Origin of the sequence: Nocardia sp. NPDC051756 (assembly GCF_040681495.1) — a bacterium.
Taxonomy (GTDB): domain Bacteria; phylum Actinomycetota; class Actinomycetes; order Mycobacteriales; family Mycobacteriaceae; genus Nocardia.
This window is the reverse complement of sequence record NZ_JBFAYV010000004.1, coordinates 339,159-351,431: the sequence shown is the minus strand read 5'-3', so window position 1 is coordinate 351,431 and position 12,273 is coordinate 339,159. Positions and strand designations below refer to the sequence as shown.

Here is a 12,273-nt window from a genome sequence, read left to right as displayed (position 1 = left end):
ATCGGCGATTCGCTCCGGTGGATCACTTCTTCTGCGCGCTGAGCTTGCGGTAGTCGAACACCTGGTCGATGATCCCGTATTCCTTGGCCTCCGCGGCGGTCAGGATCTTGTCGCGGTCGGTGTCCTTGCGGATCTGATCCGCGTCCTTGCCGGTGTGGTAGGCCAGCGTGGTCTCCATCAGGCGACGCATGCGCTCGATCTCGGCGGCCTGGATCTCCAGGTCCGAGACCTGACCCTGGATGCCACCCTCCAGCGACGGCTGGTGGATGAGCACCCGGGCGTTGGGCAGGCAGGCCCGCTTGCCGGGGGTACCGGCGGCGAGCAGCACGGCCGCGGCCGAGGCGGCCTGGCCCAGGCAGACGGTCGCGACGTCGGCGCGCACGTACTGCATGGTGTCGTAGATGGCCATCAGCGAGGTGAACGAGCCACCGGGCGAGTTGATGTACATGGTGATGTCGCGGTCGGGATCGAGCGACTCGAGCACAAGCAGCTGCGCCATGACGTCGTTCGCCGACGCGTCGTCCACCTGCACGCCGAGGAAGATGATGCGCTCCTCGAACAGCTTGTTGTACGGGTTGGACTCCTTGACGCCGAAGCTCGAGTGCTCGATGAACGACGGCAGGATGTAGCGCGACTCGGCGCCCTGCGGTGCCATACCGCCGAGCGCTGCGCGTGGGTCAAACTGGTTGGCCATCTTCGTCTCCAAAGTCTGTGTGTGTAAGCCGCGGATGCGCTGAACGGACAGAGAGTCCGGATGGCGCCTAGTTGTCGGCGACGCCGTTGGTCTGGTTCGCGTGGCTGATCACTCGATCGATGAAGCCGTACTCCAGCGCCTGCTTGGCGGTGAACCAGCGGTCGCGGTCGGCGTCGGCGGCGACCTGCTCCACCGACTTGCCGGTGTGCAGCGCCTGCAGCTCGTTGAGCTCCCGCTTGGTGTGCGCGAACTGCTCGGCCATGATCGCGATGTCGGCCGCGGAACCGCCGATGCCCGCCGACGGCTGGTGCATCATGATCCGCGCGTGCGGCAGGGCGAAGCGCTTGCCCTTGGTGCCCGCGGTGAGCAGGAACTGCCCCATCGACGCGGCCAGGCCCATGCCGAAGGTGGCGATGTCGCACTCGGCGAACTGCATGGTGTCGTAGATCGCCATGCCCGCGGTCACCGAACCACCGGGCGAGTTGATGTAGAGCGCGATGTCCTTGGTCGGATCCTCCGCCGTGAGAAGCAGGATCTGCGCGCAGAGCTTGTTCGCGATGTCGTCGTCGACCTGGGTGCCGAGGAAGATGATGCGATTGGTAAGCAGTCGCTCGTACACCGAATCGCTGAGGTTGAGACCAGCAGTCGCGGATGTCATGACGACCCCTGCCTGATTGACTGTCACGGATACCTGCCTTTTCTTACCGGCTCGTTGGCCGACGGCCATCTCTGGTTCGTTGTCACAAACATTAACGAAGCAGGGCGGCACCGAACTCCCGGTACCGCCCTTCTTCGCTCACAGCGCAATCAACGCAGCTCGCGGCCGCTCGTCACGCTGCCATTGCATGGAATTATTCGGCCTTCGCCGCAGCGGTCTCGGTCGACTCGTCGTCCGCGGCCACCTCGGTGATCGCCTCGACGTCAGCGTCGGCGGCGGAATCCTCCGGGGCACCGAACATTTCGGCGGTGTCCACCACGTTGCCCTCGGAGTCTGTCACCTTCACCTTGCCGACGACGCCCGCGAGGGCCTTGCCGCGCCGGACGTCGGCGAAGATCGCGCCGAGCTGGCCGGCCTGCTGCACCTGCTGGATGAACTGCTCCGGCGCCAGGCCGTAGCGCTGGGACTGGAACAGGATCCGCTCGGTGAGCTCTTCCTGGCCGACCTGAGTGTTCTCCGCCTCGGCGATGGCGTCCAGCAGCAGCTGGGTGCGCACCGACTTCTCGGCGGATTCCTTGGCGTCCTTGTCGAACTCTTCGCGGCTGGAGCCCTGGGCCTCCAGCGCCTCGGCGAGCTTGGCCTCGTCGTGGTCGAAGCCGTGCACGGCGTCGTGGGTGACGGCGTCGATCTCGGCCTGCACGACGGCCTCGGGCAGCGGCACCTCGACCTGCTCGAGCAGGGTCTCGAGGACCTTGTCCCGGATCTGGCCAGCCTGCTCGACCTTCTTGCTCCGCTCGACCCGGCTGCGCAGGTCGGTCTTCAGCTCTTCGAGGGTGTCGAATTCGCTGGCCAGCTGGGCGAAGTCGTCGTCGGCCTCGGGCAGCTCGCGCTCCTTGACGGACTGCACGGTGACCTTGATGACGGCTTCCTTGCCCGCGTGCTCACCGGCGACCAGGGTCGAGGTGAACTCCTTGGACTCGCTCGCGGCCAGGCCGATCAGCGCCTCGTCCAAGCCCTCGATGAGCTGGCCGGAGCCGACCTCGTGGGACAGGCCGGTGGTGGCCGCCTCGGGGACGTCCTCGCCGTCGACGGTCGCGGACAGATCGATGGATACGAAGTCGCCGTCCTGCACCGCGCGCTCGACGCCGGTGAGGGTGCCGAAGCGCTGGCGCAGCGACTGCAGCTGCTCGTCGATGTCCTCGTCGCCGATGGTGAAGGCGTCGACGCTGACCTCGATGGACTCGTACTCCGGCAGCGTGAGCTCGGGGCGCACGTCGACCTCGGCGGTGAACGCGAGCTCCTCGCCGTCCTCGATCTTGGTGATCTCGATCTCCGGCTGGCCGATGACCTTCACGTCGGCCGCGGTGACGGCCTCGCTGTAGCGGCCGGGCAGCACGTCGTTGACGACCTGCTCCAGCACCGCGCCGCGGCCGAGGCGGGCCTCGAGCAGCTTGGCCGGCGCCTTACCCGGACGGAAGCCGGGGATCTTGACCTGCTTGGCCAGTGCCTTGTACGCGCGATCGAAGTCCGGCTTGAGTTCCTCGAAGGGCACCTCGACATTGATCCGGACCCGGGTCGGGCTCAGCTGCTCGACGGTGCTCTTCACGGACATGCTCCTTGTTCGTCGTCTGTTCTGGTTGAGACGCGATCCCCCGTCGTCCCGGACTTCTACCGGGACCCCGGCACCCGCCGGGCTGGCGAGGGACGCGGCGTACGCATCCCGACCAGGTTAGTTGACCGGCCGGGGCGCGCTGCACTGGGCCGCTTTTCCGGCCCTACTTACCGACCGATACCGCGTCGGTGACGAAGACCAGCGTCTCGTTCGGGGCGATGCCGCTGCGGCCGCTCGCGCCGTAGCCGAGGTCCGGCGGCACGATCAGCAGCCGGCGCGCGCCCTGCTGCACGCCGATAAGGCCCTGGTCCCAGCCGGGAATGACCTGACCGCCGCCGAGCGTGAGCTGGAACGGGGTGCCTCGATCGAAGGAGCTGTCCTTCTTCTGGCCGTTGGACCAGGTGATCAGCGCGTAGTTCATGGTCAGCGGCTGGCCCGCGGCGGCGCCGGGACCGGTGCCCGCGATGAGGTCCTTGGTGATGAGCTTCTTCGGCGGATCGCAATTGTCCGGGAGGGTGATCTTCGGCGCAGTGCCGAAGTCGCCGCTCACGCCGATGTCCTCCGCGGTGCATTCGCGTCCCTTGCTCACGGACGGGGCGCCCTGCGCCTGCGCGGTCGCCTTCGCGGCGGAAGAGGTAGAGGAGGGAGTGGACGACGCCTTGTCGTCCGAGCCACAGGCGACCAGAGTGAACGCTGCCGCGGCCATGGTGCCGATCCCGATGAACCTGCCGAGTGTGTGCATGCGGCGGACCCTAGACCATCGCGGCGGCGAACGTCCGAGTCGCCCGGCGCGCGTCGAACTGCCGTTACGCTGACACTGGAATTCTCCCCCCAGTACGAGGAGAGTCGGCGCATGACCCACCCCAGCACGGGCACTGACACTTCGGCCGACAACGTCGGCGGCGCGGGCGGCGAGACCGTGGCCCCCGAGCCCTATCGGCTGACCGACCTCCCGGGACCGCTGGATCGAGATGAGCTGACCTCGATCGATGCCTGGTGGCGGGCGGCGAACTACCTGGCCGTCGGGCAGATCTATCTGATGGCGAATCCGCTGCTGCGCGAGCCGCTTCAGGCCGAACACATCAAACCGCGGCTGCTCGGGCATTTCGGCACCGTGCCCGGGTTGAACCTGGTGTGGGTGCACGCCAACCGGGCGATCCGGCAGCGCGGGCTCAGCGCGGTGTTCGTGGCCGGGCCCGGCCACGGTGGACCAGGACCGAACGCGTGCGGCTGGCTGGAGGGCACGTACTCCGAGCTGTACAGCCACATTCCGCAGGATGCCGCGGGGATGGGTTCGTTCTTCGCGCAGTTCTCCTTCCCCGGCGGTGTGCCCAGCCACTGCGCGCCGGAGACGCCCGGGTCGTTCCACGAGGGCGGCGAACTCGGTTACTCGCTCATGCACGCCTTCGGTGCCGCGCTCGATCACCCGGATCTGACCGTGTTCTGCGTGATCGGCGACGGCGAGGCGGAGACCGGTCCGCTGGCCACCAGCTGGCACGGGAACAAATTTCTCAATCCGGCGCGGGACGGCGCGGTGCTGCCGATCCTCGCGCTGAACCAGTACAAGATCGCCAATCCGACCATCCTGGCGCGGATTCCGGAGTCCGAGCTGGTCTCACTGATGCGCGGGTACGGCTACGAGCCGATCATCGTGTCGGGCAGCGATCCGACGGCGGTGCACCAGGCGATGGCGGTCGCGATCGACACCTGCATGGAGCGCATCGCGCAGATCCAGCGGGCCGCGCGCGGCGGCACCGACGAGGTGCGGCCGATCTGGCCGATGATCGTGTTGCGCACGCCGAAGGGCTGGACCTGTCCGCCGGTCGTGGACGGTCAGCCGGTCGAGGGCACGTTCCGCGCGCATCAGGTGCCGTTGCCCGCGGCGCGCACCAACGCGAATCACCGTGCGGTGCTGGAAGAGTGGCTGCGGTCCTATCGCCCGGAGGAGCTGTTCGACGAGCTGGGGCGGCCGGTATCGGAGCTGCTGGATCAGGTGCCCGACGGCGACTACCGGATGAGTGCCAACCCGGTTGCCAACGGCGGCAGCCTCGTTCGCGATCTGAACCTGCCGGACTGGCGCGACTTCGGCGTCGAGGTCGCCACGCCGGGCGGGTCGCAGCACGAGGCGACCAGGGTGCTCGGCGGCTGGTTGCGCGAGGTCACCCGGAACAACCCGGACAACTTCATCACCTTCGCGCCGGACGAGCTGGCCAGCAATCGGTTGCAGGACATCCTCGAGGTGACCGGGCGCAACTGGCAGGCCGAAATCGGCGAGTACGACGAACATCTCGACCGCGCCGGGCGGGTGATCGAGATGCTCTCCGAGCACATGTGTCAGGGGCTGCTGGAGGGGTACCTACTGACCGGCAGGCACGGGGTGTTCACCTGCTACGAGGCGTTCATCCACATCGTCGACGCGATGTTCAACCAGCACGCGAAGTGGCTGGACGCGAGTGCGGCGGTGCCGTGGCGACGGCCGATCGCCAGCCTCAATTACCTGCTGTCGTCGCATGTTTGGCGGCAGGACCACAACGGGTTCACCCATCAGGATCCCGGGTTCCTGGACGTGGTGTTGAACAAGAAGGCGTCGATCGTGCGGGTCTATCTGCCGCCGGACGCCAACACGCTGCTGTCCACCTATGACCACTGTTTGCGGTCGCGGCACTACGTCAACGTGGTGGTCGCGGGCAAACAGCCGCAGGCCGACTGGCTTTCGGTGACGGACGCCGCCGAGCACTGTGCGCGGGGCATCGGGATCTGGGAGTGGGCGGGGCACAACGACGAACTCGGCACGGTGCCGGATGTCGTGCTGGCCTGTGCCGGTGACGTACCGACGCTGGAAACCCTTGCGGCGGCGGCGATCCTGCGCGATCGGCTGCCGGACTTGCGGGTTCGGGTGGTCAACGTGGTCGATCTGACGCGATTGCAGCCGCAGGACGATCATCCACATGGGTTGCCGGACAGCGAGTTCGACACGTTGTTCACCCATGATCGGCCGGTGATCTTCGCGTTCCACGGGTATCCGTGGCTGGTGCACCGGCTCACCTATCGACGGGCGAACCATGCCGGGCTGCACGTGCGGGGGTATCAGGAGCGCGGTACCACCACGACGCCGTTCGACATGGTGATGCTCAACGATCTGGATCGGTTCCACCTGGTGATGGACGTCATCGATCGGGTGCCGAGCCTGGGTGAGCGGGCCGCGGGGCTGCGTCAGGAGATGGTGGACGCGCGGTGGGAGGCGCGGGCCTGGACCCGGGAGCACGGCGAGGACATCCCCGGCGTCGCGGACTGGACGTGGCCGTATCCGGTGGAGTGAGCGGGTTGCTGTGGCTTGGATGAAACTTCCTTGCGCAGGTTGGCGGGGCTACGCGACGATCGCTACATGCTTCTGACGATCACTTGCACACCACCGGACGGCGCGGCGTGGCCGGCGACCGATCTGGGGTTCTTGCTGCACAAGAATCCCGACCGGGTGCAGGCGTTCGAGCAGTCCTACGGCACGGCGCACGTGGTGTATCCGGAGGCGACGGCCGCCCGGTGCACCGCGGCGCTGGTGCTGGAGATCGATCCGATCCGGTTGGTGCGCGGACGTTCGCGTGGGACACCGGATTTCAGCCTCGGGCAGTACGTCAACGATCGGCCGTATGCGGCGTCGTCGTTGCTGTCGGTGGCGATCGGCGCGGTGTTCCGCACGGCGCTGCACGGGCGTTGCACGTTGCGGCCGGAACTGGTGCAGACGGCGTTGCCGTTGCGGATCGAGTTGCCCGCGGTGCCGTGCCGGGGCGGGGCGGAGGTGGCGGAGCGGATGTTCGCGCCGCTCGGGTGGGCGGTGACGGCCACTCCCCTGCCGTTGGATCCGGCGTTTCCGGAGTGGGGTGATTCGCATTACCTGCGGGTCGAGTTGTCCGGGACCGTGCGGTTGGCCGATGCGCTGTCGCATCTGTACGTGCTGCTACCGGTTTTGGATGGGGCCAAGCACTATTGGGTCGCCGGTGACGAGGTGGACAAGCTGATCCGGGCCGGCGGTGGGTGGCTGGCCGAGCATCCGGAGCGTGGGTGGATCACCCGGCGGTATTTGGCGCGGCGGCATTCGCTGGTGCGGACGGCGTTGGCTCGGTTGGCGGAGCTGGAAGAGGTCGAGCCGGAGCTGCTGGATGCGGTCGAGGACGATGGTGATGAGGCCGTCGCAAACGAGGCCGGATCATCGGAGACCGCTACCGAAACAGGCTCCGCCGCGACAGCGGCCGGGGATCACGGTGCGGTCGAAACCGCAGAGAGCACACCGTCTTTGGCGGTCACTCGGCGGGCGGCGGTGCTCTCCGCGCTAAACGAAGTCGGTGCTCAGCGGGTGCTCGATCTCGGCTGTGGTGAGGGCACGTTGCTGCGGGAGTTGCTGGCCGACAAGGCTTTCAGTGAGATTGTGGGGGTGGACGTGTCGATGCGCGCGTTGCATATCGCCGAACGCAAGCTGCGGCTCGAGCGGATGCCCGAACGGGTGGCGCAGCGGCTTACGCTGCGGCAGGGCGCGCTCACCTACACCGATGCCCGGTTGCGCGGTTATGACGCTGCGGTGCTGATGGAGGTCATCGAGCACGTCGATCTGCCGCGGCTCGGGGCGCTGGAGCACGCGGTGTTCGCCTCGGCGGCGCCGGGAGCGGTGGTCGTCACCACGCCCAACGCGGAGTTCAACGTGCGCTTCGAGACGTTGGCGGCCGACACGTTCCGGCATGCCGATCACCGATTCGAGTGGACCAGAGCGGAATTCGCGGCGTGGGCCGACGGCGTCGCGGCACGGCACGGGTATACCGTGCGGTTCGTGCCGATCGGCGCGCCGGATCCAGAACTCGGAGCGCCGACGCAGATGGCTGTTTTCACGAAATCGGCGGTTACCACGACAACGGAAGGGGCGGCATGATGACGGAGCTCTCGGTGCCCGAGCTGTCCCTGGTGGTGTTGATCGGCAGCACCGGATCGGGCAAGTCGACCTTCGCGCGCAAGCACTTTCGGCCGACTTCCGTGGTGGCCTCGGATGCCTGCCGCGGTGTGGTCAGCGACGACGAGAACGACCAGTCGGCGACCCCCGAGGCGTTCGCGCTGCTGCACCACATCGCCGGCGTTCGGCTGCGGCGTGGACTGCGCACGGTCGTCGACGCGACCAACGTGCAGGCCAAGTCGCGGCAGGAACTGATCGCGGTGGCCCGCGCGCACGATGTGCTGCCGGTGGCGATCGTGTTGGACGTGCCGGATTCGGTGTGCCTGGAACGTAATTCGGCGCGGCCGGACCGGGCGACGCTCGGTGCGCACGTGGTGGTCCGGCAGCAGCGCGAGTTGCGGCGCAGCCTGCGCGGGCTGGAGCGGGAGGGCTTCCGCAAGGTTTACGTGCTGCGCGGGGTGGCCGAGGTCGAAGCGGCGACCATCGTCGACGAGAAGGCGTGGAACGACAAGCGGGAGCTGACCGGGCCGTTCGATGTGATCGGCGACGTGCACGGGTGCCGGAGCGAATTGGAAACGCTGCTGGGCGAACTCGGGTATGCCCTCGACCGCGACGATGTGGGCCGGGCGATCAACGCACGCCATCCGGCGGGTCGCACGGCGGTGTTCGTCGGCGACCTCGTCGACCGCGGGCCGGATACCCCGGGCGTGCTGCGGCTGGTGATGGGCATGGTCGCGGCGGGAACCGGCCTGTGCGTCACCGGCAATCACGAGAACAAGCTCGTGCGGGCCCTCGACGGCAAGCAGGTTCGGGTGGCACACGGTTTGGCCGAGTCGTTGGCGCAGCTCGAAGCCGAGGACGAGGTTTTCCGGAAGGCGGCGCATGATTTCTGTCGCGGACTGGTCAGCCACTATGTGCTCGACGGCGGCAAGCTCGTCGTCGCGCACGCGGGGCTGAAGGAAGAGTTCCATGGGCGGGCTTCGGGGCGGGTTCGGTCGTTCGCGATGTACGGCGAAACCACCGGGGAGACAGACGAATACGGCCTGCCGGTGCGTTATCCGTGGGCGAACGACTATCGCGGTCGCGCCACGGTGCTGTATGGCCACACGCCGGTGCTCGATTTGCAGTGGGTGAACAACACGCTGTGCCTGGACACCGGTGTCGTGTTCGGCGGCCGCCTCTCGGCGCTGCGCTATCCGGAGCGGGAGCCGGTTTCGGTTGCGGCCGAGGCGGTTTGGTACGAGCCGGTGCGACCGCTGGAAGCGGTGACGATCAGTACGCCCGAAGGTGTGGTGCATCGAGAACCGGGCGTACTCGACCTGGAGGACGTGATCGGCCGGCGCGTGGTGGAGACCCGGTACCACGGTCGAGTCGGCGTGCAGGAGGAAAACGCCTGCGCCGCACTGGAAGTGATGAGCCGGTTCGCCATCGATCCGCGCTGGCTGGTGTATCTGCCGCCGACGATGGCGCCGTGCGCGACCTCGGACCAGGCGGGCTACCTGGAGCATCCGGCGGAGGCGTTCGCGTACTACCGCGCGGAGGGTGTCGACCAGTTGGTGTGCGAGGAGAAGCACATGGGGTCGCGGGCCGTGGTGCTGGTCGCCAGGTCGGCTCAGGCCGCGCGGGACCGATTCGGCGTCGACGACGGCGGCACCGGGGTGATCTACACGCGCACCGGGCGTCCGTTCTTCGACGATCCGGCGCACACCGAGGCGTTGCTCACGCGCGTGCGAGCGGCCGCCGAAGCCGCGGGGTTGTTCGATGAGCTGCGCAGCGAATGGCTGCTGCTGGATGCCGAGCTGATGCCGTGGTCGGCGAAGGCAATCGGGTTGCTGCGCAACCAGTATGCGGCCGTCGGCGCGGCGGCTCGAGCGGCGCTGGGTACGACCAGCGACGTGTTGGCGGCAGTGGCCGAACGTGGACTGGATGTCGCAGATCTTGCGGACCGCACCGGGGCGCGCAAGGACGACGCGGTGGCGTTCACCGAGGCCTATGGCCGTTACTGCTGGCCGGTCGAGGGCATGTCCGGGCTCCGGCTCGCACCGTTCCAGATCCTCGCCGGTGAAGGATCGAACTATGCGGTACGCGAGCATGATTGGCACCTCACGCTGATCGACCGACTGGTCGCGGCCGACACCGAGCTGTTCACCTCGACGGGCCGCAAGTTCGTCGACCTGTCCGATGCGGACGGCGTCGCGGCCGCCACCGACTGGTGGACCGAACTCACCGCGTCGGGCGGCGAAGGCATGGTGGTCAAGCCCCGGCAGGCGCTGGTGCGCGGACCGAAGAAAGCGGAGGGCGCGACGGGCGACGGCCGGCTGGTACAGCCCGGCGTGAAATGCCGCGGCCCCGAATACCTCCGGATCATCTACGGACCGGAATACCTGCGCGAGGCCAACCTCGAACGCCTGCGTTCGCGCGGTCTAGGCCGCAAGCGCTCGATGGCATTGCGCGAGTACGCCCTCGGCCTCGAGGCCCTGGACCGACTCGCCGCAGGTGAACCCCTGTGGCGGGTGCACGAGGCCGTCTTCGCGGTGCTCGCCCTGGAATCGGAACCCGTCGACCCACGCCTGTGACGACCTAGGCGGGCAACTGTCTCAGACCCATTGCACCCGGTAACGGATAGGCGTTACCGTGAGTGTTAGCAAGCTGCTTGCAACTGTTACCGCGGCGGCTTGTCTGGCGTACTGGACAAAGGAGTCTGACCATGCCGTTAGCGAGCTCGGACAGCACGCCCAGCCACGCGAACATGCTCATCGATGACCGCTTCACCATTGTCGCCGCGAAGTTCTTCGCCCTGTTCCGGCGGAAGCGACAGGGCGGCGGCGCCCTCGCGGTCTACCTGCACGGAGAGCCAGTGCTGGACATCTGGGCCGGCTGGGCGGACAGCGACCGGCGCTGGCATGCCGACACGATGGCGCTGTCGTACTCGACCGGCAAGGGTGTCGCGGCCACGGTCATCAATCGGCTGGCCGAACGCGGCGTGCTCGACTACGACGCACCGGTGGCGACCTACTGGCCGGAGTTCGCGGTGAACGGCAAGGAGGCCATCACCATTCGCGACGTGCTGAGCCATCGCGCCGGATTGCAGCGCACCCGCGGGCTGGTCGAGGACCCGGCGGACCTCCTCGACCACGACGCCATGGCCGCCGCCATCGCCGCCTCCGCGCCGGATCCGTTGCGGCTGCGCGCGTCCGGCTATCACGGACTCACCTTCGGCACCATCGTCGCGGAGATCGCTCAGCGGGCCACCGGGCGGCCGTTCCCCGAACTGATCCGCACCGAACTGGCGGAACCGCTGGGCGACAACGACTTCTACTTCGGCGTCCCACAGCAGCAGCGGCATCGGCTGGCCAAGCTGTCGCCGCGACTCGGTATCGCGCGGGTGCCGTTCGACCGGATGATCGCCCCGTTCGCCTCGATGCGCGCGGTGCATTCGGCGCGCAGCGCGGTGTACGACGGCTGGGCGGACATGACGCTCGGCGAGCAGCCCTACGACACGATGATGCCCGGCTGGAGCGGGGTTTTCACGGCCCGCGCGCTGGCCAAGATGTACGGCGCGATCGCCAACGACGGCATGGTCGGCCACCGGCGGCTGCTGCGGCCGGAGACCACCCGGCTGATCGCGCAGATGCCGCCGAACGGGCGGTTCGACTATGTACTCGGCGCCGCACCGCATTTCGCGCTCGGCTATCACCGCGGCATCGTCGGCACCAAGCTGACCCGGCAGGCGTTGGGGCACTTCGGGATCGGCGGCTCGGGCGGCATCGCCATGCCCGGGCTCGGCCTGTCGGTCGCGTTCGTCACCAATCACCTCGGCAACCATGCGATGTCGCTCGGTGACGCGCGGCTGCCGGTGCTCGCCGCACTCTCGCAGCGGGCCGCCCGCGGGCTGGAAGACACCGGTGAACTGCCGGACAGTCTCGACGTCGCGGTCGGTTGAGCGTCAGCCGTCGCGTTTGAGTTTGCGCCAGCCACCCGCCCGATTGTTCGCGATGATCTGCTCGAACATCGCGAGCAGCGGTGCGGCAGGCAGCTTTTCGCCTTCGCGGACGGCGACGGTGCGCGCGGTCTTGTTGTCGTGCCCCGCGGTGATGATGCCGTCGGGGTCCGGCACGATCGCTCCGTCGTAGAGGAAGACGTTGACGTGCGTCTTCGCCGCGAGCAGGGCGCAGATATTACCGTCGAGCACGAAGTACGGCTGCACCGTGCGCTTGATGGTCTCGACGACCGCCGGGTCGGCGGCGTGCACCAGCTCGCGCACCTCCCGGCAGATCGCTTGCTGCCAGGCGGGCAAGGCGTCGATGTAGGTGTCGACGCGCGGGTCGGCCTCGTAGGACATGGGCCGATCCAAACACAAACTCGGCGCTCCG

9 protein-coding genes are annotated in these 12,273 nt (G+C 67.9%); 4 read left to right on the top strand and 5 right to left on the bottom strand.

Annotated elements, in window-relative coordinates:
- Nucleotides 1-22: 22 nt before the first annotated feature.
- The 4 genes from AB0M22_RS18620 to AB0M22_RS18605 form a co-directional block, all read right to left on the bottom strand.
- On the bottom strand, nucleotides 23-694 hold the full coding sequence (locus AB0M22_RS18620; RefSeq protein ID WP_364727875.1) for an ATP-dependent Clp protease proteolytic subunit: 672 nt from the start codon (nucleotides 692-694) through the stop codon (nucleotides 23-25).
- 67 nt (nucleotides 695-761) lie between these two features.
- Complete coding sequence (locus AB0M22_RS18615; RefSeq protein ID WP_364727872.1) at nucleotides 762-1,352, bottom strand: ATP-dependent Clp protease proteolytic subunit; 591 nt, start codon at nucleotides 1,350-1,352, stop codon at nucleotides 762-764.
- Nucleotides 1,353-1,545: 193 nt separating this feature from the next.
- The gene (gene tig, locus AB0M22_RS18610; protein ID WP_364727869.1) at nucleotides 1,546-2,958 is read right to left on the bottom strand and encodes a trigger factor; all 1,413 of its coding nucleotides are present in this window, start codon (nucleotides 2,956-2,958) and stop codon (nucleotides 1,546-1,548) included.
- A gap of 169 nt (nucleotides 2,959-3,127) precedes the next feature.
- Nucleotides 3,128-3,706: an FKBP-type peptidyl-prolyl cis-trans isomerase gene (locus AB0M22_RS18605; RefSeq protein WP_364727866.1), complete on the bottom strand. Its 579-nt coding sequence runs from the start codon at nucleotides 3,704-3,706 to the stop codon at nucleotides 3,128-3,130.
- A 111-nt stretch (nucleotides 3,707-3,817) separates the two neighbouring features.
- Here AB0M22_RS18605 and AB0M22_RS18600 point away from each other — a divergent pair, with 111 nt between their 5' ends.
- The 4 genes from AB0M22_RS18600 (at nucleotide 3,818) to AB0M22_RS18585 (ending at nucleotide 11,843) form a co-directional block, all read left to right on the top strand.
- A complete protein-coding gene (locus AB0M22_RS18600) occupies nucleotides 3,818-6,283 on the top strand; it encodes a phosphoketolase family protein (RefSeq protein WP_364727863.1) in 2,466 nt (821 codons plus the stop codon).
- 66 nt (nucleotides 6,284-6,349) lie between these two features.
- Nucleotides 6,350-7,882, top strand: a complete 1,533-nt coding sequence (locus AB0M22_RS18595; RefSeq protein ID WP_364727860.1) for a 3' terminal RNA ribose 2'-O-methyltransferase Hen1 — start codon at nucleotides 6,350-6,352, stop codon at nucleotides 7,880-7,882.
- A complete protein-coding gene (locus AB0M22_RS18590) occupies nucleotides 7,882-10,476 on the top strand; it encodes a polynucleotide kinase-phosphatase (RefSeq protein ID WP_364727857.1) in 2,595 nt (864 codons plus the stop codon). Before AB0M22_RS18595 ends, AB0M22_RS18590 begins: the two co-directional genes overlap by 1 nt.
- Before the next feature lie 131 nt (nucleotides 10,477-10,607).
- Entirely contained in the window at nucleotides 10,608-11,843 is a 1,236-nt protein-coding gene (locus tag AB0M22_RS18585; RefSeq protein WP_364727855.1) for a serine hydrolase domain-containing protein, read from the top strand.
- A gap of 3 nt (nucleotides 11,844-11,846) precedes the next feature.
- On the opposite strand, the gene AB0M22_RS18580 is transcribed toward AB0M22_RS18585, so the two are convergent.
- Complete coding sequence (locus tag AB0M22_RS18580; protein ID WP_364727852.1) at nucleotides 11,847-12,242, bottom strand: DUF1801 domain-containing protein; 396 nt, start codon at nucleotides 12,240-12,242, stop codon at nucleotides 11,847-11,849.
- Nucleotides 12,243-12,273: the final 31 nt, after the last annotated feature.

What these genes read in the sequence shown, in the direction of transcription:
- AB0M22_RS18620 (WP_364727875.1), bottom strand. Translation starts at nt 694, where the DNA reads ATGGCCAACCAGTTTGACCCACGCGCAGCGCTCGGCGGTATGGCACCG.
- AB0M22_RS18615 (WP_364727872.1), bottom strand. Translation starts at nt 1,352, where the DNA reads ATGACATCCGCGACTGCTGGTCTCAACCTCAGCGATTCGGTGTACGAG.
- AB0M22_RS18605 (WP_364727866.1), bottom strand. Translation starts at nt 3,706, where the DNA reads ATGCACACACTCGGCAGGTTCATCGGGATCGGCACCATGGCCGCGGCA.
- AB0M22_RS18600 (WP_364727863.1), top strand. Translation starts at nt 3,818, where the DNA reads ATGACCCACCCCAGCACGGGCACTGACACTTCGGCCGACAACGTCGGC.
- AB0M22_RS18595 (WP_364727860.1), top strand. Translation starts at nt 6,350, where the DNA reads ATGCTTCTGACGATCACTTGCACACCACCGGACGGCGCGGCGTGGCCG.
- AB0M22_RS18590 (WP_364727857.1), top strand. Translation starts at nt 7,882, where the DNA reads ATGACGGAGCTCTCGGTGCCCGAGCTGTCCCTGGTGGTGTTGATCGGC.
- AB0M22_RS18585 (WP_364727855.1), top strand. Translation starts at nt 10,608, where the DNA reads ATGCCGTTAGCGAGCTCGGACAGCACGCCCAGCCACGCGAACATGCTC.
- AB0M22_RS18580 (WP_364727852.1), bottom strand. Translation starts at nt 12,242, where the DNA reads ATGTCCTACGAGGCCGACCCGCGCGTCGACACCTACATCGACGCCTTG.